This is a genomic window from Virgibacillus carmonensis, from assembly GCF_057836705.1.
On the sequence record NZ_JBYQFJ010000008.1, the window covers coordinates 138,583 to 164,340 of the forward strand.

The window sequence follows — 25,758 nt, forward strand, 5'->3', positions numbered from 1 at the left end:
TTTGTGTCAAAAACAACAATCTTTTAGAAAACAGCCTAAGAAAAAACCAACTGGAGGAACGCGCATGTCAATGGAAGCTATTTTTACCACAATACCTAGGTTAGTGACGGAACATTACATGTTAAGAGGTTTAACGATGGATGATGCTGCAGAATTAGTTACATTTGTTAGTGACAAAGAAACGATGAAGTTTGTTACGCCACATCCGGTTCAGACAGAAGCTGAGATGCGAGAGGTAGTCCATATGCAACTGGAACGCTACGATAAACGAAGGGAAATTCCATGGGTAATCGTGAATAATAAAAATGGTAATATTGTTGGCCAATTTCATTTGCACAAATTAAATTTGTGGCATAAGAAGGCCGAAATGGGTGTTATTATTCGCAAGGAATATCAAAATAATGGAGTAATGACTGAAATTTTACGGCAGGTTCTCGCTTTTGGTTTTGAGACCCTTGGGTTGAACCGCATAGTAGGTGATGCTTTTGCAGGCAATAAGGGATCGGAAAAGATTTTGAATAAGTATGGGTTTATGAAAGAAGGTGTGCTGCGGCAGACGGATTTTGATGGTGAAAAGTTTCATGATACGGTTGTTTATTCGATGATGAGATCGGAGTATGGAACGTTATATAAGTCGTAATAAAAAAACATTCAATAGTCTGTTTCCAAGTACGCGAACAGCAAGAAAATAAGGCAAATTACGGTAGGGGAAAATAGGTTATCAGCACACAAACAAGGGTACTTTACCCTTGTTTTACTGATCCTCGTGTGTCCAGGTTGTTTCTTCATTACTAACGGGACAGGCTGGAAAATCCTCTTTTTCATTTAATTTTGCCTTTTTCCCCGACTGGCACATATATTCCCCGGTCTCTGGTACACCTTGGCCAGTTCTATATTGGCGGTAGTTCTCTTCAGCCATTCTTTACACCTCCATTTTTAATTTCAATACTTATCGTTTCCAACTAATCGTTTTTCACTCTATGTTTTGAAGCTTAAATGGTTGTAAAAATAGAGATTAAAAAACAAGGGTTTGGCAAGCCTTGTTTTAAATTTGTTTATTGTTCCAGATTCGGATAATCACAGTATTCGATAATGGTTCCTTCTGTATCAACTGGATTCAAATAAATCAATCGTCTTCCATGTTGGTTGGTTCGTAAAGTTTCGTCCAATGTGCGAATACCTTTATTTTTCAGATCCTTTAGCGCTTCATCGAGGTTATTGACGTTATACGCGATATGGTGGACACCTTTTCCTTTTTGTTTTAAGTAACGAGCAATTGGTGACGTTGTGTTGTTGGTTGGTGATAGTAATTCAGTGCGAGTGCCATTGACTTCCATTGTTGCGATTTCACTTTCTACACCTTTAGCATCGCTTCTGTAGCGATGTATTAGCTTACCACCTAATACATTTTCATAGAAGGTAATGCTTTCTTCTAATTGTCGAACGGCAATGCCGATATGATCTAGTTTATAATCCATGCCAATTCCCCTCATATACATAATAGCTTCATTTTATCATAGAGATTCTTAAAAACTTAAGACTTGTTCTTGAACAAAAGATATATTTCTTCATAAATTTTTCTTTCATTTAATTCCTGTAATGGGAAATGCTAATTAATAGGAATTTACAATTTCACTTCAGGAAGGAAGTATACAACATGAAAAAAGGTTTATTTTTGGTACTTACACTTGTGTTAACACTAGGGATTAGCACTTCTCAGGTATTTGCATCTATTGATGAAGGCAATGTAGAGAAATCTGAGCAAGGTCGTAGCATTATTAATGATAAGGATAGAAAAAAGCCTGATTTTTACAAAGATGAAGCAATGATCAAGATACAAGCTATAGAACTGGGAATCGAAACAGAGGGTAAAGATCTTCACGTATTAGCAAAAGAAGTGACGGAAGCAAGAATAAAACAAGCTGCAGACGAATTAAGCATTGAGACAGAAGGAAAAACGACTCAGGAACTTGCAAAAGAAGTACATCATGCAAGGATAATGGAAAAGGCTAAAGAACTTGGCATTAAGACAGGAGATAAAGATCCTAAAACCTTAGCAAAAGAAGTTTATGAAGCGATGTTACAACAACAGGCCGATGAATTAGGAATTAAGGCAAAAGGGAAAGAGTTTAAGGAATTGAGGAAAGAGGTATTTATCAGACTAATCAAGAACCAGGCTGAAGAATTAGGTATTAAAACGAAAGGCAAAAATACACATGCTTTAGTGAACGAAATTCATGAAAAGAAAATCTTTCAATCTGCGGAGGAATTAGGAATTGATACGGAGAACAAAAGTGAAAACCAATTATTTGAAGAGATAATTACAAATCATTATGAGAAAGCAAAAAAACGGAAGCTATTCCCGTTTGAAGACAAGAAAAATAAGATGTATCTTGGGTATCACCACAATAATAAAAAGTAACAAAAAGCCCTGGCATATTGCCAGGGCTTTTTGTTTCCATTACGGTTAGTTGCTTTTTTTGCGTATGCCGATTTTTCTTCCTGCTTCGTCAGGGACTGGTTTGTCTTTTTGAGCTTCTGCAAGTGCTGACACTTTTGTTTCAATTGGGGATGGAAAGGGAGCGGGACGTCCTGTTTTCATATCCATTCCCATGAGCATTTGTTCGCTTGTTGCCAGCCGCTTGCTCTCGCTGTTTTCCATAACGAAAAAGACGTGTAGTCGTTTAACGTCCTGATCAAGTAGTTGTACTGTCACTTGAAGCGGTTCGTCCTGGTGAGCTTCTGCTAGGTAGCATAAGTGCGTTTCCAAGGTAAAGATAGAATAGTGTTGTTCATCGCGGAAGCTTTCGGTAATGCCGATCTTGTTCATCAGCTGATCCACGGCAATGCTGAATACGCGGGCATATTCGGCATCGTTCATGTGTCCGTTATAGTCGACCCATTCCGGACGAACTTTTACGTTCATCAATGTATTGTTTTCAGGGAACATGGTGGCTACTCCTTTCTTGAGAGCAAGGAAAGTATGAGTTTTGGCGTTTAACTTTCTAGCTCCAGCACCTAGACACTCGAGACATAAGCAGTTCGTTTCCGAGCGAGTAAAGCACCCACACTGCACCGCTCTGCTTATCCTTGTCGTGTCTTTCAAGGCACCCCGAGCTCTTCTTATTCTTCGATGCAGTTATTTAAAGCCAGTAGTAGACTTCGTTAAAGTTTTCCGTTCAGGTTTGCTGCAGGCCAATATTTTTCAAGTAGCTGTTGAAGTTCTATCAGAAAGTTGTCGCGACGTTGTTCAAGTTCACTAATCGAATGGCCTTCTGTTTGCTGTTCGCAACCTTCAACGACACGTTCTGTCAACTCGTCAGTAAGTTCCGGTGCAACGAGTTTTGTCCATGGTAGTTTCAATGCAGGACCGAATTGTTCCAGCATATGCCTCATACCCTGCTCGCCGCCTGCCAGGTGTAGCGTTAAGAAAGGTCCCATTAACGCCCATCGTAGGCCAGGTCCGTAGACAATGGAAGCATCAATTTCTTCAGTTGTAGCAATACCGTCATTTACAAGGTGTAAAGATTCGCGCCAGATAGCTTCCATTAGCCTGTCCGCCACGTGGCCCTCAATTTCTTTGGAAATGACGAGTGGTTTCATGTTAACTGATGTATAAAAAGCCTCTGCCTTCTTAACACTCTCTGGTTCAGTAAGTTTGCCTCCAACAAGTTCAACAAGTGGTACAAGGTACACTGGATTAAACGGATGAGCTACAATAACCCGTTCTGGATGCCCGCAATCAGCTTGTAACGTACTTGGCATGATGCCAGAAGTACTGGAAGCAATGATAGCTTCCGGTTTCGCAATACGGTCGATATCAGCTAACAGTTTCCGTTTCAATTCTTCTCGTTCTGGTGCATTTTCCTGAATTAAATCGGCATCTGCTACAGCACTTTCAAGATCCAGGTTAAAATGAAGACGGTCACGAGTTGCATCTTCAGCTAGACCGAGCTTCTCCAGTGCCGGCCAGGCATTGTCTATAGCAGCCCACATTTTGGCTTCAGCATCAGGAGCAGGATCAGTAGCTGTTACTTCGTAGCCATGTGCTAAGAAGCGGGCGATCCAGCCATTTCCAATAACACCTGTACCTACAACAGTTACTTTATGAATGGTATTTTTAATGTCCTCCATAACTATTCAGCCTTCCCATGGGGATTTCTTAACCCGAGTTGCTCACGGGCTTCTTGCGGTGTCATTGGTACGGATCCAAGATGTTCAATGATGGATACCGCTTTTTCAACAAGCTGACCGTTCGTTGCAAGAACACCCTTTTTCAAATACAGGTTGTCTTCCAAACCGACACGGACGTGACCACCAAGAAGAATGGATTGTGCTACCATTGGCATTTGCATGCGTCCAATTCCAAATGCAGCCCAATGGGAGTTTTCTGGAATTTTATCACGCATATAAAGCATTGTTTCAGCGTCTGCATCAGCACCCCATGGGATCCCGAGACAAAATTGAAACATCGGGTCGCCGTCGATGAGACCCTCATTAATTAGTTGTTTAGCAAAGCGAATTTGTCCAGTGTCGAAACATTCCAGTTCCGGCTTCACACCACTTTGCTGAATAAGTCGAGCTTGTTCGCGTAACCAATCGGTTGGACTGATGTAAACTTGTTCGCCAAAGTTCACACTGCCGCAATCTAGTGTACAAATTTCCGGCAAAAATTTACCAACTGGTTCGTGGCGTTGCTCAGGGGTCTGGATATCCGTACCTGGTCCACCAGTAGTCGGATCTTCATCACTTGGGACCCAGTCGCCCCCTCCTCCAGCTGTAATATTAAGAACAACATCTGTATCTGATTCACGAACTCTTTCCACAACTTCGCGGAACAGTGCAGGATCGTGGCTTAGAGCACCAGTCTTTGGGTCACGGACATGAACATGGGCGATCGTTGCTCCAGCTTTTGCTGCTTCAATTGCTGAATCTGCAATCTCTTTTGGGGTAACGGGAACGTGTGGGCTTTTTTCCGTAGTCGCCCCAGCTCCTGTAACGGCACAAGATATAATGACTTTTTTTTGCATGATAATTCCTCCTTGCGTATTTTCTCATTTAGATAGGATGTGCTTATGGATGGGTAATTATTTGTCTCTTTTACTTTCATGTACATGTATGGGTACGTGTTCAAATATCTCTCCGCTTTCAAAAAACTCGGTTAGCCTGTCAATCCAGTCATAGTAATCCAGCCAAATTCGCGTTTCCTTCAGCAGTTCATTGACCTTTTTTTCGGTTTGTTCATTTAATGGTTCACTTTTCTCTATATCCGCAAGTTCTCGCTGAAGCTTTTGCTCGAACATTTTGCTTTTATTAATAGCTTTGCGCCAGTTAGATGTAAATAGCGATATAAACGTTTGATAGTAATCCCGTTCAACGTTGTACAGGTCTTTACGTACTCCTTTTTCAAATACCTTTTCCGCGATATTGAGGTCCAGCATTTCACGTACAACCTGACTCATTCGGGTTTTACTCATCCCGATACTCTCTGACAATTCATCAAGCGTCATTGGTTCTCTATTCATATAAATGGTTCCAAGAACACGCCCTACGGTTATTGATATTCCAAATGTATGCATATTGTCGGCGATTTTATCTACAAATTGTTCTTCAACTTTTCTCATTTTGTTGAGCATTTGTTCTTCTTCCATATGCTTCATCCTTTCGACTAGCCTACTTTATATAAGCCAATGTAACACATCTAATTAAAAAATGAAAAACGAGTATAGTAGAGTATTTTAAAGTGATCTAGGGGAATTCTAAGTAAAACCATATATAAACTTTATACAATAAATATTTTACAAACTTTATGGATTATATGTACAGTAAATAAACTTTTTACTTTACACTTTTTCCTTTATACTTGATATTGGTAAATTCAGTGGTACTGGAAAAGATATACGATATAAAAATTATTTGGAGGTGTCTTTCACTTGCTGAAATTCAATCACGTGTCAAAAGTGTACGATGGAGGAAAAAAAGCGGTTGATGGTATGACCCTAGAGGTTGACAAGGGGGAGTTTGTTGTTTTTATTGGACCAAGCGGTTGCGGGAAAACAACAACAATGAAAATGGTTAATCGCTTAATTGAACCTTCGGAAGGAAGCATTCATATTGAAGGAGAAAATATCCTGGAAAAAGATTTGGTGCAGCTTAGACGGGAAATCGGCTATGTTATTCAACAAATCGGCCTGTTTCCACATATGACGATTCAGGAAAACATTTCACTTGTTCCGAAATTGTTGAAATGGCCTGAAGGTAAACGTCGTACCCGCGCGGAAGAATTATTGGAACTCGTGGGCATGGAGAAGGAGTATTTGGACCGTTATCCACATGAGTTAAGTGGGGGACAACAGCAACGTATTGGTGTATTGCGTGCGCTTGCAGCAGATCCACCCCTCATTTTAATGGACGAGCCATTTGGTGCGCTTGATCCGATAACAAGAGATGCATTACAGGAAGAGTTTAAAAAGTTGCAACAATCATTGGGGAAGACAATTGTTTTCGTCACACACGATATGGATGAAGCCCTAAAGCTGGCTGATCGAATTGTGATTATGCGAGACGGGAAGTTAGTGCAGGTTGGCACTCCTGACGAAATCTTGCGAAATCCAGCTGATGACTTTGTGGAAGAGTTTATCGGCAAGGAGCGGTTAGTGCAGGCGAGACCTAGCATTCAAACCGTTGAACAGATCATGAGTGCTGATCCCGCAACAGTTTCAGAGGATAAGTCCCTATCTGATGCAATTCAAATCATGAAGCAGCGTAGAGTAGATTCACTGCTTGTTATTGACGAGCAGAATGTGTTAAAGGGTTATATTGATATTGAAATTATTGATCAGAATCGTAAAAAGGCAACCCGGGTCGGAGATGTAATGGCTACGGAAGTGTACACAGTCAAAGAAGGAACCCTGCTTCGTGACACGATTCATAAAATATTAAGACGGGGCATGAAGTATGTGCCAGTTGTTGATGAAGAAAATCGCCTTCGAGGTCTTGTGACCAGGGCCAGCCTTGCAGATGTCGTGTACGACTCTATTTGGGGCGAAGAAGATAATCTTAGTACAGTAAATGTATAGGAAGGAGGAAAGGATATGGATCAATTATTACAGTTTTTGGCCGAAAACAGCGGTCAATTGTTAGTGAAAACGTGGGAACATTTTTATATCTCGTTGATTGCTGTCCTCCTTGGCGTTATTGTTGCGATTCCACTTGGAGTGGCGCTCACACGAATCCCTAAGGTTGCGGGCTTTGTAATCGGGACGGTTGGAGTTATTCAAACTTTTCCAAGTCTTGCGATCCTCGCCTTTTTCATCCCTATTCTCGGAGTTGGTAAGATTCCTGCGATTGCTGCATTGTTTTTCTATTCCATGTTACCAATGTTAAGGAACACGTTTATAGGTGTTGAGAATGTGAATAAAAGTTTATTAGAAGCTGGTAAAGGCATGGGTATGAGCGGTATGCAACGTATCCGTGATGTGGAATTACCACTGGCAGTGCCCGTTATTATGGCGGGTGTTCGAGTGTCAACGGTTTATTTAATTGGTTGGGCTACTCTTGCTTCGTTTATCGGAGCTGGCGGATTAGGTGACTATATTTTTAATGGGATGAACCTTTATCGTCCAGATCTAATTCTAATAGGTGCTGTTCCTGTTACCATGTTGGCGTTAATCACAGACTTGCTTCTCGGACGCCTTGAGAAACGAGCAACACCAAAAGGCCTTAGAGACTCAGAGGAAGCCATTTAGAAAGGGGGATGACAAAAAGGTGTATAACATAACGAAAAAATCGATTGTCGCTTTGGTACTAAGCTTATCGTTACTTGGCGGTTGTTCATTGCCAGGGTTGAGTGGGCCTGCAGAAAAAACCGTTACAGTTGGTACGTTAGGGACAGCAGAATCAGCAATTATGGGCAACATGGTAAGCCAAATGATTGATCATTATACAGATCTTCAAACGGAGATGATCTCGAACATGGGATCTTCCACCGTGCAACACAAAGCAATGACGGCAGGTGAAGTTGATATCACTGCCACAAGATACACCGGGACGGATTTAGTAGGTGCACTGGGAATGAAGCCGGTCAAAGATCCTGATAAAGCTCTTAAAATTGTGAAAAGAGAGTTTCAACAGCAATTCAATCAGACGTGGTTTGACTCATACGGTTTTGCTAATTCCTATGCCTTTACTGTAAAAAGCGAACTGGCTGAAAAAGAAAATTTAAAAACTGTTTCAGACCTTGAGGCACTCGCTTCTGAATTGAGGTTAGGTGTAGACAGTGCATGGATTCGACGTCCTGCCGTTGGTTATGATTCGTTTATTGAAACTTACGGGTTTGAGTTCGGCCGCATTTTTCCGATGAGCATTGGATTGGTTTATAAAGCCGTTGAAAGCGGAGAGATGGACGTTGTACTTGCCTATACCACCGACGGACGTGTGGAGGCGTTTGACCTTGTAACATTGGAAGACGATAAGCAATTGTTTCCACCGTATGATAGTTCACCGGTTGCTCGCAATGAGGTGCTTAAGAAGCATCCCGAGCTTAGCGACATTATGAAGAAGTTAGCTGGAACCATAAGTACAGAACAAATGCGTGAGATGAACTATCAGGCTGACGTTAAGATGAAAGAGCCAAGGGTTGTTGCTAAAGAATTTTTAGAGAAAAACAACTACTTCGAATAAAATCAATGGGAGGTGTTATTTTTGGAAACACTTATGGATTTAGGATTGTACTATTCGCAAAATGTGGGATACGTATGGGATCAATTTTTACGTCACTTTCTAATGTCAGCATATGGTGTACTATTTGCAGCAATGGTTGCCATTCCTGTTGGTATCATTATTGCACGTCATGCCAGGTTAAGCACTTGGGTGATTTCACTTACGAATATTATTCAAACTATTCCTGCCTTGGCCATGTTGGCAGTTCTTATGTTAGCTATGGGCCTCGGGGCTAATACAGTTGTCTTTGCGCTGTTTTTATACTCGCTTCTACCTATTCTTAAAAATACGTATACAGGCATTCAAGGTGTCGATAACGCGCTACTTGAATCAGGACGTGGTATGGGAATGACAAAATTTCAATTGTTACGGATGGTGGAGTTGCCGTTAGCCTTGTCCGTTATTATGGCAGGTCTAAGGACCGCTCTAGTTATTGCAATCGGCATTGCCACGATTGGAACGTTTATCGGGGCAGGTGGTTTAGGTGATATTATCATCCGCGGTACAAATGCTACAAATGGTACGGCTATAATTCTGGCTGGGGCGATTCCAACAGCATTAATGGCAGTAATTGCCGATCTTGTAATGGGGTGGCTTGAGCGTTTGCTTTCGCCGGTAAAAGTGAAAAGTGCGGATAAAACAGAAGCAACCGCTTAATGCGGAGGCTGCCCCGCATAAGGAGGGCTTCTATATGCAAATTTTATTAGAAAAAAATATCGCTTGCACAATGCGAGATGGCACTGTGCTTTATGCCGACATATACCGTCCCCACGAGGTTGGGGAGTTTCCGGTATTAGTGACTCGCCTTCCATACAATAAAGATTTGCCCTTTTATTCTCATCGTTATCTTGATACGAATCGACTAGTCGAAAGTGGGTATATTGTCATTATTCAAGACGTAAGGGGACGCTTTCACTCTGAAGGAGAATTTGAGCCGTTCCTAAACGAGGCCGAAGATGGTTTTGATACGGTTGAATGGGCGGCTGGATTGTCTTACTCTTCAGGGAAGGTTGGGATGTTCGGCCTTTCTTACTATGGCTTTACCCAGTTGTTGGCAGCAACCGAGCATCCACCTAGTTTACAGGCCATTTTTCCGGCCCAGACATTAAGTGATCAACGAGACGGTAATTTTTACTATCATGGTGCCTTTGGATTGGGAGGATCTGAAACCTGGGTACTTGAATCAATTGCACCAGATCTTATTAAAAGAAAGTACAAGGATCAAGAATCGTATGAACAGGCTATGAAAAAATTGGCAGTAAGTATTGACCATATAGAAGAATGGTACCGTCATGCACCGATTAAAGATTGGCCGCCTATTAAGGAGCTTGGTTTAGCAAATTATTTCTTTGAGCAATTGGAACGTGGATTGGAAGATGAAGATTGGCAGAGAACAAGTATCGCAAACAAGTATGATCAGATGAATGTACCAGCATTTCATCTTGGAGGATGGTACGATAGTTTGCTTGGATCAACGATTGACAATTATATGGGAATGAAAGCGAAGGCAGATGGCCCTGAGGCTAGAGAACATCAGAAGCTTATTATTGGTCCCTGGGCCCATGGCAATTTCGGTTCGATGATTGGAGAACGTAAATTTGGCTCGCACGCCTCAGAAGATTGGATTGACCATAAAGAAGACCTCACACACCTTCACTTACGTTGGTTTGACTATTGGTTGAAGGGGAAAAATACGCATATTATTAATGAAGCACCGGTTAAAATTTTTGTAATGGGGATAAATCAGTGGCGTGATGAACAAGAATGGCCACTTGCGCGTACAAACTATGTACCTTATTATTTGCACAGTCGAGGCGGGGCAAATACAGGCGGTGGTGACGGAAAGCTGTCTATGGTAAAATCGGACAAGGAACCGCCAGACCACTTTGTTTATGATCCTGAAAATCCTGTGCCCTCATTTGGTGGAAGTACATTGCACGACGGTGTAAATACAACTGGGCCGCGTGATCAAAGAAAAATTGAGGAAAGAGAAGATGTGTTAGTCTACACGTCTGAGCCGTTGAAGCAGCCAGTTGAAGTAACGGGACCTGTAAAAATTAAGCTCTGGGCAGCCACAAGTGCAAAAGACACCGATTTTACCGCAAAACTGATCGATGTTATGCCGGATGGTACAGCTTATAATTTAACGGATGGCGTTGTTCGCGCAAGGTATCGGAATGGTTACAAACCTGAAGCAGATTTGAACGAGGAAATCGTTCAGTATGAAATGGATTTGTGGGCAACGAGCAATGTATTTCTTTCAGGTCATCGGATAAGGATTGAAGTATCATCCAGTAATTTTCCACGATTCGATGCCAACCTGAATACAGGCAAAACCATGTTGAACAGTGCCGATTTCAAGAATGCTAATCAAACAATATACCACAGTGAAAAATACCCTTCACATATCATTCTTCCGATTATTCCGTCGGTTGACTAGTTGTGGGCGTTTTTTTCCAAAAACCAAACCATCCTATGTTCAACTTTTAGAACATAGGATGGTTTGGTTATTTTTCCTCAGCACCTAAATCGTTCCCCAATGCAACGATGGACTGATTAATCCGCCACACATAATAGAGGTGGTGAATTAAGTCACGATGGGAATGATCACTATCTCTACTTGGAGCAAGGCGTTCTATTTGTTCGCGTTCTTCTTTTAGATTGTATAGTGTACCGGTACGTTCGATTCCCTTGATTAGTTTACTTAATGTGTCTATGTTATCTTCTAGTTTTTGTTCTACCTCTTTAAAAACCTCTTTTAGTTCTTCTGGGTATTCGGAATCACCTCTAAAAGACGAGGCAATCAGATGTCTTGCATAATAGTTAATGGCTGTAAATACGGTAATCCAACGAGCGATGCCTGATCGACTAACCGTTTCTGGTCGACTAAGAAGCGGATTTGCTTCATCTTCAATGGTTTGAAGCTTTTGATCCAATGTGAATGCACGATCCGCTAAATCCTTCACATACACGTCTTCGCGAAAACTTTGTACATAGCCTGTTACATAGGGTTTTAGCTCGGTTAAAAATTCTTCAATACTATCTGCTACCTTGTCCTTTGTTTTCTTAGGAAAAATAACTGCTGATACAGCAACAGCAATAAGTGCACCAGCGATTGTATCGGTAACACGTGCACCTATTAATTGAAAGGTGATCCCTCCTAGTAAAATATCATACATAAAGGCAATGAGCATCGTGATAAACATGCTCATAAGCGTATAGGATACGGTCAGTAGATAAAAAGCTAAGAAAATAACGGAGAACAATAGAATTAATTCGATGGTGGAATGGCCAGCCAGGATTTTTGCAAGACCAAATCCAATGACGGCTCCAATAACCGTTCCGAGTGAACGTTGAAACCCTTTTGTATAGGTCCGTCCAACTGATTCAGTTCCAAGCAGAACGATAAATGCTGTAAGAAGCACCCAATATGGCTGGGTGGGCGAAATAATTTGACCAACAAAAATGGATATTGTTCCTGCAACTAGTGCCTGGTAAGCTTTTTTCGTTGAAGGTTTTAATTCACTTTCGTCATCGGAAGAACTGTCTTCTTCCTCTTCGTGATTGTCTGTTTCATCAGGAAGAACGGATTTCCCTTCGTGTAGCGACTCCTGTATGCTAACTGCTCCTTCGATTACATGGTTAGCAATTGATTCTATCCGACGAATGAGAAACACCCATCCTGCTGGGGGTTCATCCCGATTCACCAGGTCCTTTAAAGCAAGACGAAGCCCTTGTACAGCTATTTCTGCTTCTTCTAAGTCATGTTTATCATAATGCTGTGCAAGTACTCTTGCATCACGAAGACATTCGATTACCCATACAAGCAATCGGCGTAGTTCCTCTATCTCGAATGCATCTGCCTTTTTCAATTTTTGAATGGAGTCCGTTAACGTTTCAATTAGCATGCCAGTATCGAACACATACAGTCGTAATTGCGCGGTTTCAAGCCCTGGCCATATTTCTTTTATATCCTGAGCATTAAGATCTCCAGAAACAGTTCTACCATAATCACGAAGCTTACGAACATTATTCGTGAGGTATTTAATTCGTTTGGGGCTAGGTTCTGGATCCTGAATTCCTTTTATTAATATGTTAAAGGTCAAATTGCTTTGAATATGAAAGGAGCGAATGCTACGTTTTAAAATTTGACTTGAGTCCTTAAACAAAATGAAGTTATACATAAATGCGTAGATTACCCCAAGTGAAATGCCCATATAAAACCATGGTAATTGGTCTGATGAAAGGCTAAGAACCGAAGAAATATAAACGGTTATAAAACCGATCATGCAAATGGAAAAATATCTTACACCAAACCTGGATAGATAAAAGGCGTTAAAGATAATCAGGATCATCAGCATGTCAATATATAACGTGTTCCCCGCTAGGAAGGACCCACCCGTAATGCCAAGTGCAGCTGAAATGCCAAGTAATAATGTCGTCACTTGCTTTTCTTTCTTTGTATCATCCATGACAATCATAATCCCAAACATTCCGACCATACCAGCTACTATTGCTGGGGTTAGCAGGTCATTTCCAGCTGCCCGCAATATAAATAAGGTCGTAAAAACAGCAGACATTAAACTAATGGTTGCTTTCCCAGCCTTCTGGAACCGTGTTCGTCCTGGATCTGAAGCGAGTAGCCTTCCGAGCCAGTGGTGTTTGATATGTAAATGTCCCATTCCGTCACCACTCTTTTTCCGAATTGTTATTTCTTAATACTACCATTTATTTAACGTTGCACCAAACCAGTAATTCCAGCGTTTTAATGCGTTCATAAAAGGGAAATATAAACAAAGTGTCGAATGTAGTATATAGTAGAGATAAAAAGGTGCACATTAAAAACATCAAAACAATAAGCATAAACAACACGTATGATGAATAAGTTAGAATCTTGGGAGGTAGTGTAAAGATGATAGTAAGTAATGATTATGTAGAGAAGCATGATGTTACATTTGTTAATGAAAACGACAGTCTAGAACAAACATCGGCTAAATTGAAGGATTCTGGTTTTCGATGTATACCCGTTCTTGATGAATCGGAAAACAAGTTTGTTGGTAATATCTATAAAGTTCATATCCTAGAATACAAAAAGTCATTAAGTGACCCAGTTAAAGAACTTGTTAGAGACCAGGAAGGATCAGTAAAGGAAGATGATCCTTTCTTTAAAGTATTTTCCAGCATTAAACGATTACCATACTTAGCTATTGTAAACTCAGACGGGAACTTTCTAGGGATATTAACACATGGAAATGTCATCAAGGTATTAGAAGATTCTTGGGGTGTAAACAACGGAAGCTACTCACTGACAATAGGTACTGTTGAGTATGCAGGAGCATTGCAGAAAATGTTAAAGATAGTCAATAAGCATTGCAATGTACAGAGTGTTATTTCGTTGAACAACAACTCAAAATATGCAAGAAGAGTTTGTATTGTACTACCAAAAGACGTGGAGTTAAAAGACGTCGAGCGTATAAAGAAAGACTTATATAAAAATAACTTCCAGGTAACAGATGTGGAAACGTTGAATTAATAAGGGCCGTTGAATCTTGTTCATAGATAAACATACCAGTACAAGGGCGTGATATGCTCTTGTACTATTTTTGTGCAATCAAAAATAAAGGAGTTTCATGGCCATTTGTCGAAGTTTAAGAGTATAGAATAATACAAAAATAAGGGGAGTTCAACGATGACATTTTCAATTGTGGGTTTTGACCCGGAAACAAAAGAGCTAGGTGTTGCTGTACAATCAAAGTTTTTGGGGGTTGGTTCTGTTGTTCCATGGGCTAAGGCTGGTGTTGGAGCAGTTGCAACACAGGCTTTTGCTAATCCAGCATATGGACCAGACGGATTAAAGCTAATGGATGAAGGTAAGACGGCACAGGAAACGGTGGACATTTTGACAAACCAAGATAATGGAAAACCGGATCGTCAGGTTGGCATAGTAGATGCAAATGGAAATTCTGCTACTTTTACTGGTGAGAAGTGCTATGACTGGGCTGGAGGAAAAGCCGGAAAACATTATGCGGCACAAGGAAATATATTAGTTGGCCAGGATACCGTAGATGTACTTGCCGAGACGTTTGAGCAAGAAACTGGAACATTAGCTGAGCGATTATTAAAAGCATTAGATGCTGGACAATCTGCGGGCGGGGATAGCCGTGGTAAACAATCTGCTGCTATTTATATTGTAAAAGAAAAAGGTGGCTACTTAGAAGCGAATGATCGGTCTATCGATTTACGTGTAGATGATCACCCAGATCCAATAAAAGAGTTGATTCGAATCTATCAGCTTCAGCAGCTTTATTTTGGAACGACCAAAAACGAAAATATACTAAACATTACCGGCTTGGTTCGTGAGGATATCGTACTTCATTTGAGTCGATTAGGTTTTATTCCAAGCCATCAGGTTGAGGATAATGACCTACATGAAGGCTTAACAGCTTTTCTCCATGTGGAAAATTTTGAAGGAAGAGAATTGGAACAAGGGAAAATCGATAAAGAGGTATTAGATTTCATGAAAAACAAGGAGGATTCTCATGAATGATAAGTTACAAATAAAAGTGAACGACAACGGATCATTACTTGTGTCCGGGGATATTGAGCTTGTAGACGGAGACGGGAATGCGTATACCACGAAAAGAATCTTTTCTCTATGTCGTTGTGGGCACTCCTCAACCAAACCATTTTGTGATGGATCACATAAGAAGATAGGATTTGAAAGTAAGCCGAGAGTGTAATAAGGGAGGAGACGATTAATCATATGGATAAACCAAAAGTGATTGCCTACCATGACCTACCGGATCCTGCGGTTCAAAAACTAAAGGAACACGTCAATCTAGTTCACTTTAAAGATGTTGGACAGGAGTATGACGTTTTTTTGAAGGAATTACAGGATTGTGAGGGATTAATTGGGATGGGGCTGCCAATTACAGCGGAGCTTTTAGAACACGCACCCAAGCTTCAGATTGTTAGTAATATATCAGTAGGATACGATAATTTTGATTTAGAGGAAATGATTAAACATGGCGTGATGGGAACGAATACGCCCGATGTTTTAACAGATACCACCGCGGATGCGATGATGGCCTTAATGCTTGCTGTTGCGAGAAGAATTCCAGAACTTGACCGGTATGTGAAGGAAAACAAATGGACAGATATGATTGGATTGGATCATTATGGTGTGGATGTTCATCATAAAAAGCTGGGAATTATTGGAATGGGGCGGATTGGCTCTGCTGTAGCAAAACGTGCTCATTACGGGTTCGATATGGAAATCCTTTACCACAATCGAACGAGAAATGATAAAGTTGCGGATGAATTTGAGGGCACGTATTGTGAGCTTGACGATCTTTTAACGGAGTCGGATTATGTTCTACTCATGGCTCCGGCTAATAAAAATACGCCACCTATCATGGGAGAAAAGCAATTTTCTCTTATGAAACAATCGGCCATTTTTATTAATGGTTCTCGTGGTGAAAATGTTGATGAAATAGATTTAGTGAAGGCGTTAAAAGAAGGAGACATTTACGCTGCGGCTTTAGATGTGTTTGAAACGGAACCGATCCAAGCGGATCATGCGCTTCTCCAATTGGAAAATGTAATTACGGTTCCACATATCGGTTCGGCTACGTTTGAAACTAGAATGAAAATGTTCGAACTAGCTATGACAAACCTGATACAAGGACTGAATAACCAAGTGCCTGTGAATCTAGTAAATAAAGAAACAGCAAGGTAAGGGGGGAAATAATTATGTCCAACTTCGGTAACCAAGTTCAATTTGGTGTCTATCAAACGATGTCAAGTCCCGATCCAGGCAGACTACCAGTTGTATATGAAGAATGGGAAAAACGTGCACGGGAAGTGTTAGATGATGGACCCTATTATTATGTTGCAGGAGGTGCTAGTGGGGGAAAGACAATGGAAGCCAATCTTCAGGCGTTTAATCGGTGGCAGATTGTTCCGCGAATGCTTCGGAATGTAGAAAATCGTGATACTACTGTTGAGTTATTTGGGAATACAAATCCTTTTCCAGTTCTACATGCTCCTATCGGCGTACAATCAATCATTCATCCAGAAGGTGATGTGGCTTCAGCAAAGGCAAGTGCGGCAATGGGGGTGCCGTATATAGCAAGCTCTGCGTCATCGGTCCCTATGGAAAAGATCGCTGAAGCCATGGGGGATGCACCGAAATGGTTTCAATTGTATTGGAGTAAGGATCCAGACATAACAGCAAGTTTCTTAAAAAGAGCAGAAGTTTCAGGGTACTCAGGCATAGTTGTCACATTGGATACACCGATGATGGCGTGGCGTGAATATGATCTGAAAAATGTATATTTGCCTTTCTTAATGGGAGAGGGAGTAGGAAACTATTTAACAGATGCTGCTTTTTGTGCAAAGCTAGAAAAGTCGCCTAAAGAGGATCCAAACGCTGCCATTATGCATTGGACGCAGGTTTTTGGGAATGCAGGACTTACATGGGATGATATTACCTTTCTAAAAGAACATACAAATCTACCAATCATAGTAAAAGGAATCTTACATCCAGATGATGCAAAATTAGCGGTAGAACACGGGGTGGATGGGATTATTGTCTCCAATCATGGAGGTCGTCAGGTTGATGGCGCATTAGGTGCGCTAGAGGCGCTACCACTTGTTTGTGAGGCCGTTCAGGGTCAAATCCCTGTACTTATGGATAGTGGAATTAGAAGGGGGTCTGATGTTATAAAAGCACTCGCGCTTGGGGCAAAAGCTGTACTTGTTGGAAGGCCATGTATGTATGGTCTAGCTGTTGCAGGTGAGCGCGGGGTAAAAGAAGTATTGCAGAACATGATTGCTGATATGGATATAACGATGGCTTTAACGGGCGAAAAGTCAGTTAGTGAGCTAAATCAATCGATGCTTATAGATACTAAACAGTAAGGGGGCAGTTTTATGGAAGCCGACGTAATTGTTGTAGGAGCTGGGCTTGCTGGTTTGGTAGCAACTGCAGAAATAGCTGATGCCGGCAAAAAAGTGTTGCTGCTGGATCAAGAACCAGAAGCTTCATTAGGTGGGCAGGCATGGTGGTCCTTCGGTGGGCTATTTTTAGTAGATTCGCCTGAACAGCGGCGGATGGGAATAAAAGATTCTAAGGATTTAGCTTGGCAGGACTGGATTGGGACTGCAGGTTTCGATAAAGAGGAAGATGAAGATTATTGGGGAAAGAAATGGGCAGAAGCATATATGGACTTTGCGGCAGGAGAAAAGCGTACATGGTTACGTGATATGGGTTTGCGTTTTTTTCCTTTAGTTGGATGGGCAGAACGTGGTGGCTATCTTGCTGACGGACACGGTAACTCGGTGCCAAGGTTCCATATTGTATGGGGAACTGGGCCAGGAATTGTTGCACCATTTGAACGACGTGTTCGTGAGCATATGAAAAATGGAACTGTCGTTTATAAACCACGTCATCGCGTGGACAAGTTAATTACGAGTGATAGAGCGGTTGTGGGTGTTAGTGGGTCCGTTTTAGAAAAGAGTCCTGCTTCTCGTGGTGAAAAAAGTTCAAGAGAGGTCGTCGGCGACTTTTTGTGCCAGGCGGAAGCGGTGTTAGTATCGAGTGGTGGAATTGGAGCAAACCATGATCTGATTCGTGAAAACTGGCCAAATCGACTGGGTAAACCTCCTGAAAATATGATTTCAGGAGTTCCGGCTCATGTGGATGGACGGATGCTTGCAATAACCGAAAACGCTGGCGGCCGAATTGTAAATCGAGATCGAATGTGGCATTATACGGAAGGAATCAAAAACTGGAATCCGGTTTGGGAAAAGCATGGTATACGGATTCTACCAGGACCATCGTCGATTTGGTTGGATGCGAAAGGTAACCGATTTCCTGCACCAAACTTTCCGGGTTTTGACACATTGGGTACGCTAGAAGCAATTCAAAAGACTGGTTACGACTATTCCTGGTTTATTTTGACTCAAAAAATTATTGAGCAGGAATTCACTCTTTCTGGCTCGGAGCAAAACCCGGATTTAACAGGAAAAAGTATTAAAAAGGTATTAAGTAGGGTCTTACCTGGACCGACATCTCCTGTAAAGGCATTTATGGACAAGGGTGAAGACTTTGTTGTTGCGGAAAATATTGATAATCTAGTTATTGGTATGAATAAGCTGACAGGTGAAAGATTACTGGATCGCGATGGTATTGAACGACAAATCCAAGCACGTGATCGAGAGATAGATAATACATATACAAAGGATTTACAAATCACCGCGATTCGGGGAGCGCGCAACTATTTAGGAGATAAGTTGATTCGAGTGGCCCCGCCACACAAAATACTAGATTCCAAAAATGGCCCACTGATTGCTGTACGGTTGAATATCGTTAGCCGTAAAACATTAGGCGGATTGCAAACCAATTTATCCGGACAAGTCCTGAATGAGTCAGGTGAGGCGGTTCCTGGGCTATATGCAGCAGGAGAAGTTTCAGGTTTCGGTGGTGGTGGGGTGCACGGCTATCGAGCATTAGAAGGTACATTTTTAGGTGGATGCTTATTTACTGGGCGAGAAGCAGGACGAGGTATTGTTGAGAGATTAAAGTGATAACTATAAAACCCCCCACCATCCTTTGGAAAGTAGGGGGTAATGTGTGTTCGGTGGAAGTGATAAAGTTGAGCGAGATACCACGATAGTCGATCGGTAATCTGGGAAAGTTGATCGTAGCCATTAAATAGTTGATCGACCAACCCCGAAAGTTAATCGTCAAAAATAACGATAAATTAGAATGATAAAAATAAAGAATCCTATCTTCCACTTTGGAAGATGGGATTCTTTTAACTTAATGCTCCTGCTTACTTATAAATCAATACGTTTCCAACCGTGTTATCATCACTTTGTCCAATAACGCGGAATTTTAATCCTACTTCTGGAACGTTACGACCAGCGTCAACTAGACCTGGGTTGCTCCAGTCGGCACTGTCATCAAACAATGGTGTACGTTTTGTAAAGTTGTCTTTCATTGTAAGTCCTAATAGATTCGTGTAATCGATAAACATTTTTTCTGTTTTATCTAAACTGAATGCTGCGTCATGAAGCTGATAGCGAGTTGCAGCAACTGATTTATCACTCCACTTTACAGCGTGTTGATCAGCGTCAACTACACCTAGGAATCCTTCACCAGGGTGATTACCAGTCCAGTTGTTATCATATGAATCATCAACATACCATACAACTAAACCTGGATCAAAGCTCATTAAACTCGCGCCACGGCGGATATGAGCAAGACCTTCATCGACGCCGTTGTGTGTTCTCCACTCTAGTAGATAGTAGTGTTCTGAACGGAACTTACCATCATTTTTAGTGAATCCTTCTAAATTAAATGCTGATTCGCTTTCAGCATTGTCAGAAATGACATTATTACCATCAACTGTAACGGTAATATCATCAGCATATAGGCCAGGGAGTGTTGCAGCAACATCTGTCCAATAGTTTAATTTTACTTCGATATTTTGTCCTGCATATGCAGATAAATCGAATGATGCGTCAGTCCAACCATCAGATGAACCAGTAATACCAAATCCAGGGTTTTGATCGTGTGGATTTGTTGTTGTTGTAATATTACCTTCAACAGAAACCCACTCATCGGCACCCTCTTCTTTTACTTGTACAGAAGCATAATCCCAGTCCACTTCAATGTTATACCATGCCTTGAAGTTAAAGGATGCATTTGTTGCATTTGTTAAATCAAGAGATGTAACCATTGAGTTATCAAGATTATTCCCACTTCCACTGAAATATTCATATTCACCACTATATGGTGTATTTACAACAGTAGATTTATCAGGTAAGTCTACGCGAACAGCGTCATTATTTGTACCTTTTGTTACTCCTTGGTCAAGAAGTACAGAAGTACCTTCGCTTGTAATGTCATCTGCGCTAAGTGTTGTTCCACTTAACCAGTTACCACCATGTAACTCTTGTAGCATTTCTTTAGCAAATGGGCTCATTCCAGGAGGCTCTGTTCCAGGGATATCTCCAGCCCAGCTTCCGCCTGCCATAAGGGACCAGTAAGATACTGCTTCACCAGCACCACTATAAATAGTGTCATATTCATCTGGAAGACCTAAGTCATGACCATATTCGTGAGCAAAAACACCAGCAGCGCCATCTTCAGGTTCGATAGTGTAATCGAATGCAGCCAATTGGCCACCGAAGCGGTCACTTTCAGATGATCCACCAGGAACAGCCATCAAACCACCAAGGTTCCAACGATGAGACCAAATCGCATCTCCTCCAAGGGATCCTCCACCAGCTTCTTCACCAACACCAGCATGGATAACCATTAAGTGGTCAATAATTCCGTCCGGCTCAGCATATACGCCGTCACCATCGTAATCGTCGCGATCATAAACGTCATATTCGCTCAAATCAACATTTGGATCTTCTCCAGCTTTTGTTAATGCTTCATATACTAATGTACGTGCACGTGCATCACTGCCGTCCGGTGCAGGAACATTCCCACCATAGTAAGCAGCTGGATTTTCAGCTGTATACCAGCCAGCAACCGTACCATCTACTGTATAGCTTCCACCAGATTGTTGTTCGTAATATTGTTTCATAGATACAAGGTTTTCGCCGTTAGGCCCTTCATATCCATCTTCGCCAAAAATCATATCCTGGAAATGGTCATGTGTGTAATTTTCATACCACATGTCTGTTTCTTCTTTTGTGATTGAGCTTTTCTCGTAATCCGGGAAATCGATAGCAAGTACTAGAACTTTATCAGAACGCGTTTCACCGTTATAAACTTCTTCTTCCACTGAATCTATGTCCTGCTTTTTAGCTTGTCCAAGCTTATTACCTTTACCATTTGTAAGACCGTTATCGTGCTTTTTCGTTTTATCTTTCATGTCAGCGTCTAAGCCTTTTGGAAGCTTATCCTTAGTCTTTTTCGCAGTATTGGCTTTACCTTTTAAATATTTTTTCAAAGCCTTGTTAGCTTCTTTAGGGGTAGCATCGTTCGCGATTGTACCATTTTCTTTTAACATCTCTATTAATTTCTCATCGTTTGCAATGCCTAAATCTACTGGTGATCCAACTGATGATGAAACTTTTGCAGTTAGATTGTTAGATTCAGGTAAATTTGCTGTTGTTGCGCTAATATTTACAGTTCCAAACCCTAGTGTAAGTGCAAGAGTTGTAGAAAGAATGATTCCCTTTTTCATATAATCCGTTTCCTCCTATTAATATAGTTAGACTTACCTGCCCTAAATCTTTAAATTATGTAGACCCCCCTGTTGATGTTTTAATTTATCAACCAAACTTAACCTCCTATGAAAGAAGTTTGGTAACAGTCTAATAATAAAGTCTAGGCAAAATATTGTAAATATTATAGAGGGGGAATTTTGAAAATGGTTCTAATTTACTAATGGTTAGTAAGTAAATATATCTACTTATATCCATATTTTACCTATTATTCGGGATAATAAAAAAACCCCACAATTAATTGCGAGGTTTTTTGTTTTTTTGTATGGAAATTTAATAGATTGTTTTCTTAATGAATCGCTCTTTTCTTAAAGCGCCCACCCTTAACATCATGAATGTTACCGACAGCAAGAAATGCAGAATCATCTTTTTCTTCCACTATACTTTTTACTTTTGCTTCTTCAAGTCTAGTAATTACAGTGAAAATAACGTGCTTATCATCACCGGTATAAGCCCCTTCCCCATTGAGATAGGTCACACCTCTACCAAGTCGAGCGTTTATTGCTTCACCAATTTCTTTATGTTGATCACTGATGATCCAGACTGATTTCGACTGGTCCAATCCTTCAATTGTAATATCAATCGTTTTAAAGGCAATAAAATAAGCAATTAAAGAATACATAGCGCGTTCCCAACCAAAAACGAATCCGGCACTTGCTAAAATGAAAAAATTCATAAACATAACAATTTCACCCACAGAGAATGGGGTTGCTTTGTTAAATAAAATAGCCATAATTTCCGTGCCGTCTAATGAACCGCCATGACGAATCACCAGACCTACACCAACTCCAAGGCAAAGTCCTCCAAAGACAGAGGCGAGTAAAAGATCGTCTGTTAGAACTGGAACTGGATGAAATAAAGCTACACCGATTCCAAGGATTATATCGCCTATTAAGGTTGTTAGGGCAAATGTTTTACCGATGTGTTTATAACCAATTAGAAAGAATGGAAGGTTAAAGAGGACAAGCAAGATACCGAGATTAATGTCTGTTAAATAAGAAGTAATAATGGAGATTCCGATGATACCTCCATCAATTATATTGTTGGGTACTAAAAATATTTCCAGCCCCACTGCTACTAAAATTGCACCAAGTGGAACAAAAATCATTCGCTTTATTAGTTTAGACCTAGTTCGTTTCTTTTGGCGGTTAGCGTCTTTTACATGGACAAAGTCTTTCGGCATTTGTTCCCCCTGCATATTTTTCCTCCTACTAAGTTTTGTGATTGTTCTTTATTATAACATTAATTTCTAGAATCCTACGTGAACTAGACTTCAACATTATTGCTGGGATATTCTTAAATTCTATAAATGGCGGTTGATACAGCAAAAAAAGAAATCATCTACTAAAATGGTAATAGATGATTTCTCTTGGTTTATGAATTGTTTACATATAAATGGCTGCGGATTACTTTGTTTTTTTCCTCAAAGCGGCTGTTGTGAGAGGACACCCTACCAGTTGCAGTTGAGGATGGCTCAAGATACTGTTTTGCTTGATTTACTGCATTTGTTGCATCTGTGAAAGCACCTGCTATTAGGTGGACTTTCCCATCAAAAGCTAGTATATCCCCAGCTGCAAAGAGACCATCAATAGAAGTCTGTGACTTTGCAGTTCCGTTGATAAAGTAATCATTTATTAGGTCAATGTCGAGTGGACTGTCTTTAATAAACGATAACTCTCTTTCAAAACCATAACTAATTATCACATCATCCACTTTAATTTGAGAGGATTTACCTGTTCTATTGTTTTTCACAAGTACTGAATCAATTTTTGTATTGTCTTGCGCTGAAACTAATTGCTTAACTGTTGACTCCGTGTGAATTTGTATATGTGACTCCCTAATATGTGTTAACTGTGATTCATGGCAATCAAATTGATCTCTTCTATGGATAAGTTTAACACTTTTTGCTACATGTTCTAATTCGACAGCCCAATCGATGGCAGCGTTTCCACCGCCTAGTATCATAACATCCTTATTTTTGAATTTATCTAGGCTTTGTATCACATAATGTAGATTTGTAACCTCAAAGCGTTCAGCACCTTGCATAGTAAGTTTGATTGGTTTTAGTATTCCGCCACCTACTGCTAAAATAACGGTTTTACTTACATGTTGATTTCCGTTAGCAGCTGTTACTATGAATAGTTCTTCCGGTGATTTTTAAACTTTTATAATCTTTTCGTTTAAGACGACTTCTGGCTCAAAGGTTAATGCCTGCTCAATCATTTGTTCTATAAGTTTTTCACCAGTTACGGGTGTTAGAGCTCCGATATCCCAAATTATTTTCTCGGGGTACACATTAACCTTTCCCCCTAATTGTGGTTGGAAATCGATGAGTTTTGTTTTCATCTCACGCATACCACTGTAAAAGGTGGAAAATAACCCTGCAGGTCCTCCGCCAATGATTGTAACGTCATAAACATCATTACGATTCATATGAATTCTCCTCATCCAGAAAAACTAGATTGCTTATACTACGTATGGACTGGTTTTTATTTCTTATTAACTAATACATCTGCAAATTCTAACGATAGTCTTTTAGCTGACAACGGCCCTGCAAACGTTCCCATATCGCCTGGTAGCTTATATGTATGGTTTTCTTTTACAAAGTTTAGATTGGTCCAAGCGGGATTACCTGCTAATTGTTTACTGAAAATAGTATCGTCCTCTTGGACTAAATAAAAGAAATGATTGTTTTGGTAATTTTGCAATGCTTCGACCGAAACGGATAGGAAACCATATATCTCTGGTTTGTCAGATGCGACGGCGTTATTGACTCCCATTTTTCCTAACACACCGGCAACAACGGAATTATCCGTGAATAAGCGTAATACTGGTGCGTTTTGTGACGTGAAAGCTTGCGTAACGACTGCATCTAATTTTTCATAGCCTGCATCTTTAATTCGCTTGCCCTGTTCGCGAAAAGTTTGTTCAAGCTGCTGTTCAACTTCATCAGCTTTCTCTTGTTTGTCGAATATCTTCGCAATGGTATGAAATTCATTCAACATGTGCTGATATTGGTTTTTGGCACCTTTTTCGGAATACGGAGCAAAGATAACTGTAGGAGCTATATCCTGTAGCTGTTTTAAGATGCCTTTATGACGGTATTTGACCCCAATAATTAAGTCTGGATTTAGACGCGCAATAGCTTCTAGGTTGGGTTCAGCACGGGTACCAACATCTTTAACAGACTCATTTAGTGGTTCGCCAACATTTATCCATTTGTTGTATCCTTCAACATCTGATACGCCTATTGGTTCAATACCTAGAGGTAAAAGATGTTCAACATATGTCCATTCTAATACGACAACTCTTTTAGGGGTTCCATTAAGGTTTACCTCGTTGATGCCATCTTCAATCGTTATGGTTCTATCATCTGAAGCAGATTTTTTCTCAGATGCAGTAGTCTCTTGCCCAGCCTTTTCATTGCATGCTGTCAAGAAAGAAATAAGTAAGATAAGTACGATATATATAACCTTTTTCATAAAAGCATCCTCTCTTATTTTTTAATTGATAAGGATTATCATTATCAATTAAACTTTATCAATAGATGATAAGGATGTCAATATTATTTTACACGGATAAGAGTATAAATTTTTTAATGAAAATCAGTATAAGTGCAACTAAGGCTTTCGCCATTAAGACTTGGCGATAAGCCAAGTTTTCTAAAAAAAACTGCCATAACCCCCTAGAAGGGGGTTATGGCAGTTTGCTCTTGGCAAAGAAAGTATAAGTTTTGGCGATTATCTGTCTAGCTCCAGCGCCTAGACACTCGAGACATAAGCAGTT

At 40.6% G+C, this 25,758-nt stretch carries 23 protein-coding genes and 1 pseudogene; 13 read left to right on the forward strand and 11 right to left on the reverse strand.

Annotation, left to right across the window (positions count from 1 at the left end; translation table 11 throughout):
- The first annotated feature begins 64 nt into the window (after positions 1-64).
- Positions 65-640, forward strand: coding sequence for a GNAT family N-acetyltransferase (locus AC3G7N_RS08850; protein WP_489421788.1), 576 nt, complete (start codon positions 65-67; stop codon positions 638-640).
- Positions 641-754: 114 nt separating this feature from the next.
- Here the strand turns inward: AC3G7N_RS08850 and AC3G7N_RS08855 are convergent, their stop codons facing one another.
- Both AC3G7N_RS08855 and mce read right to left on the reverse strand, forming a co-directional pair.
- The gene (locus tag AC3G7N_RS08855) at positions 755-919 is read right to left on the reverse strand and encodes a hypothetical protein (protein ID WP_489421789.1); all 165 of its coding nucleotides are present in this window, start codon (positions 917-919) and stop codon (positions 755-757) included.
- Between the two features lie 136 nt (positions 920-1,055).
- The gene (gene mce, locus AC3G7N_RS08860) at positions 1,056-1,478 is read right to left on the reverse strand and encodes a methylmalonyl-CoA epimerase (protein ID WP_489421790.1); all 423 of its coding nucleotides are present in this window, start codon (positions 1,476-1,478) and stop codon (positions 1,056-1,058) included.
- 179 nt (positions 1,479-1,657) lie between these two features.
- Between mce and AC3G7N_RS08865 the strand changes: the two genes are divergently transcribed.
- Complete coding sequence (locus AC3G7N_RS08865; RefSeq protein ID WP_489421791.1) at positions 1,658-2,422, forward strand: hypothetical protein; 765 nt, start codon at positions 1,658-1,660, stop codon at positions 2,420-2,422.
- 45 nt (positions 2,423-2,467) lie between these two features.
- On the opposite strand, the gene AC3G7N_RS08870 is transcribed toward AC3G7N_RS08865, so the two are convergent.
- The 4 genes from AC3G7N_RS08870 to AC3G7N_RS08885 form a co-directional block, all read right to left on the reverse strand.
- Positions 2,468-2,950 (reverse strand): thioesterase family protein, encoded by a 483-nt coding sequence (locus AC3G7N_RS08870; protein ID WP_489421792.1) that lies wholly within the window; start codon positions 2,948-2,950, stop codon positions 2,468-2,470.
- Positions 2,951-3,165: 215 nt separating this feature from the next.
- A complete protein-coding gene (locus tag AC3G7N_RS08875; protein WP_489421793.1) occupies positions 3,166-4,134 on the reverse strand; it encodes an L-carnitine dehydrogenase in 969 nt (322 codons plus the stop codon).
- A gap of 2 nt (positions 4,135-4,136) precedes the next feature.
- Positions 4,137-5,030, reverse strand: a complete 894-nt coding sequence (locus AC3G7N_RS08880) for a beta-keto acid cleavage family enzyme (protein WP_489421794.1) — start codon at positions 5,028-5,030, stop codon at positions 4,137-4,139.
- A 57-nt stretch (positions 5,031-5,087) separates the two neighbouring features.
- Complete coding sequence (locus tag AC3G7N_RS08885) at positions 5,088-5,651, reverse strand: GbsR/MarR family transcriptional regulator (protein WP_489421795.1); 564 nt, start codon at positions 5,649-5,651, stop codon at positions 5,088-5,090.
- A 282-nt stretch (positions 5,652-5,933) separates the two neighbouring features.
- On the opposite strand from AC3G7N_RS08885, the gene AC3G7N_RS08890 reads away from it, so the two are divergent.
- From AC3G7N_RS08890 to AC3G7N_RS08910, 5 genes are read left to right on the forward strand one after another with little or no spacing between them, the layout of a single operon-like run.
- Positions 5,934-7,079 (forward strand): betaine/proline/choline family ABC transporter ATP-binding protein, encoded by a 1,146-nt coding sequence (locus tag AC3G7N_RS08890; protein WP_489421796.1) that lies wholly within the window; start codon positions 5,934-5,936, stop codon positions 7,077-7,079.
- Between the two features lie 15 nt (positions 7,080-7,094).
- Complete coding sequence (locus AC3G7N_RS08895) at positions 7,095-7,748, forward strand: ABC transporter permease (RefSeq protein ID WP_489421797.1); 654 nt, start codon at positions 7,095-7,097, stop codon at positions 7,746-7,748.
- A 28-nt stretch (positions 7,749-7,776) separates the two neighbouring features.
- Complete coding sequence (locus tag AC3G7N_RS08900) at positions 7,777-8,682, forward strand: osmoprotectant ABC transporter substrate-binding protein (protein WP_489421814.1); 906 nt, start codon at positions 7,777-7,779, stop codon at positions 8,680-8,682.
- A 21-nt stretch (positions 8,683-8,703) separates the two neighbouring features.
- The gene (locus AC3G7N_RS08905; RefSeq protein WP_489421798.1) at positions 8,704-9,378 is read left to right on the forward strand and encodes an ABC transporter permease; all 675 of its coding nucleotides are present in this window, start codon (positions 8,704-8,706) and stop codon (positions 9,376-9,378) included.
- A 34-nt stretch (positions 9,379-9,412) separates the two neighbouring features.
- Positions 9,413-11,161, forward strand: a complete 1,749-nt coding sequence (locus AC3G7N_RS08910) for a CocE/NonD family hydrolase (RefSeq protein ID WP_489421799.1) — start codon at positions 9,413-9,415, stop codon at positions 11,159-11,161.
- A 67-nt stretch (positions 11,162-11,228) separates the two neighbouring features.
- Here the strand turns inward: AC3G7N_RS08910 and AC3G7N_RS08915 are convergent, their stop codons facing one another.
- The gene (locus tag AC3G7N_RS08915) at positions 11,229-13,403 is read right to left on the reverse strand and encodes an FUSC family protein (protein WP_489421800.1); all 2,175 of its coding nucleotides are present in this window, start codon (positions 13,401-13,403) and stop codon (positions 11,229-11,231) included.
- Positions 13,404-13,633: 230 nt separating this feature from the next.
- Between AC3G7N_RS08915 and cbpA the strand changes: the two genes are divergently transcribed.
- From cbpA to AC3G7N_RS08945, 6 genes are all read left to right on the forward strand, one after another.
- Positions 13,634-14,254, forward strand: coding sequence for a cyclic di-AMP binding protein CbpA (gene cbpA, locus AC3G7N_RS08920; RefSeq protein WP_489421801.1), 621 nt, complete (start codon positions 13,634-13,636; stop codon positions 14,252-14,254).
- A gap of 156 nt (positions 14,255-14,410) precedes the next feature.
- Positions 14,411-15,268: a DUF1028 domain-containing protein gene (locus AC3G7N_RS08925; protein ID WP_489421802.1), complete on the forward strand. Its 858-nt coding sequence runs from the start codon at positions 14,411-14,413 to the stop codon at positions 15,266-15,268.
- On the forward strand, positions 15,261-15,461 hold the full coding sequence (locus AC3G7N_RS08930; RefSeq protein WP_489421803.1) for a CDGSH iron-sulfur domain-containing protein: 201 nt from the start codon (positions 15,261-15,263) through the stop codon (positions 15,459-15,461). The genes AC3G7N_RS08925 and AC3G7N_RS08930 overlap by 8 nt, the downstream gene beginning before the upstream one ends.
- Before the next feature lie 23 nt (positions 15,462-15,484).
- The gene (locus tag AC3G7N_RS08935; RefSeq protein ID WP_489421804.1) at positions 15,485-16,459 is read left to right on the forward strand and encodes a 2-hydroxyacid dehydrogenase; all 975 of its coding nucleotides are present in this window, start codon (positions 15,485-15,487) and stop codon (positions 16,457-16,459) included.
- Between the two features lie 14 nt (positions 16,460-16,473).
- The gene (locus tag AC3G7N_RS08940; RefSeq protein WP_489421805.1) at positions 16,474-17,643 is read left to right on the forward strand and encodes a lactate 2-monooxygenase; all 1,170 of its coding nucleotides are present in this window, start codon (positions 16,474-16,476) and stop codon (positions 17,641-17,643) included.
- A gap of 12 nt (positions 17,644-17,655) precedes the next feature.
- Positions 17,656-19,311: an FAD-binding dehydrogenase gene (locus AC3G7N_RS08945; protein WP_489421806.1), complete on the forward strand. Its 1,656-nt coding sequence runs from the start codon at positions 17,656-17,658 to the stop codon at positions 19,309-19,311.
- Between the two features lie 248 nt (positions 19,312-19,559).
- Here the strand turns inward: AC3G7N_RS08945 and AC3G7N_RS08950 are convergent, their stop codons facing one another.
- From AC3G7N_RS08950 to AC3G7N_RS08965, 4 genes and pseudogenes are all read right to left on the reverse strand, one after another.
- Positions 19,560-21,932, reverse strand: a complete 2,373-nt coding sequence (locus AC3G7N_RS08950; protein ID WP_489421807.1) for an immune inhibitor A domain-containing protein — start codon at positions 21,930-21,932, stop codon at positions 19,560-19,562.
- A 329-nt stretch (positions 21,933-22,261) separates the two neighbouring features.
- Complete coding sequence (locus tag AC3G7N_RS08955) at positions 22,262-23,080, reverse strand: YitT family protein (protein WP_489421815.1); 819 nt, start codon at positions 23,078-23,080, stop codon at positions 22,262-22,264.
- Between the two features lie 266 nt (positions 23,081-23,346).
- Positions 23,347-24,405, reverse strand: a pseudogene (locus tag AC3G7N_RS08960) (NAD(P)/FAD-dependent oxidoreductase).
- A gap of 56 nt (positions 24,406-24,461) precedes the next feature.
- Complete coding sequence (locus tag AC3G7N_RS08965) at positions 24,462-25,454, reverse strand: ABC transporter substrate-binding protein (RefSeq protein ID WP_489421808.1); 993 nt, start codon at positions 25,452-25,454, stop codon at positions 24,462-24,464.
- Positions 25,455-25,758: the final 304 nt, after the last annotated feature.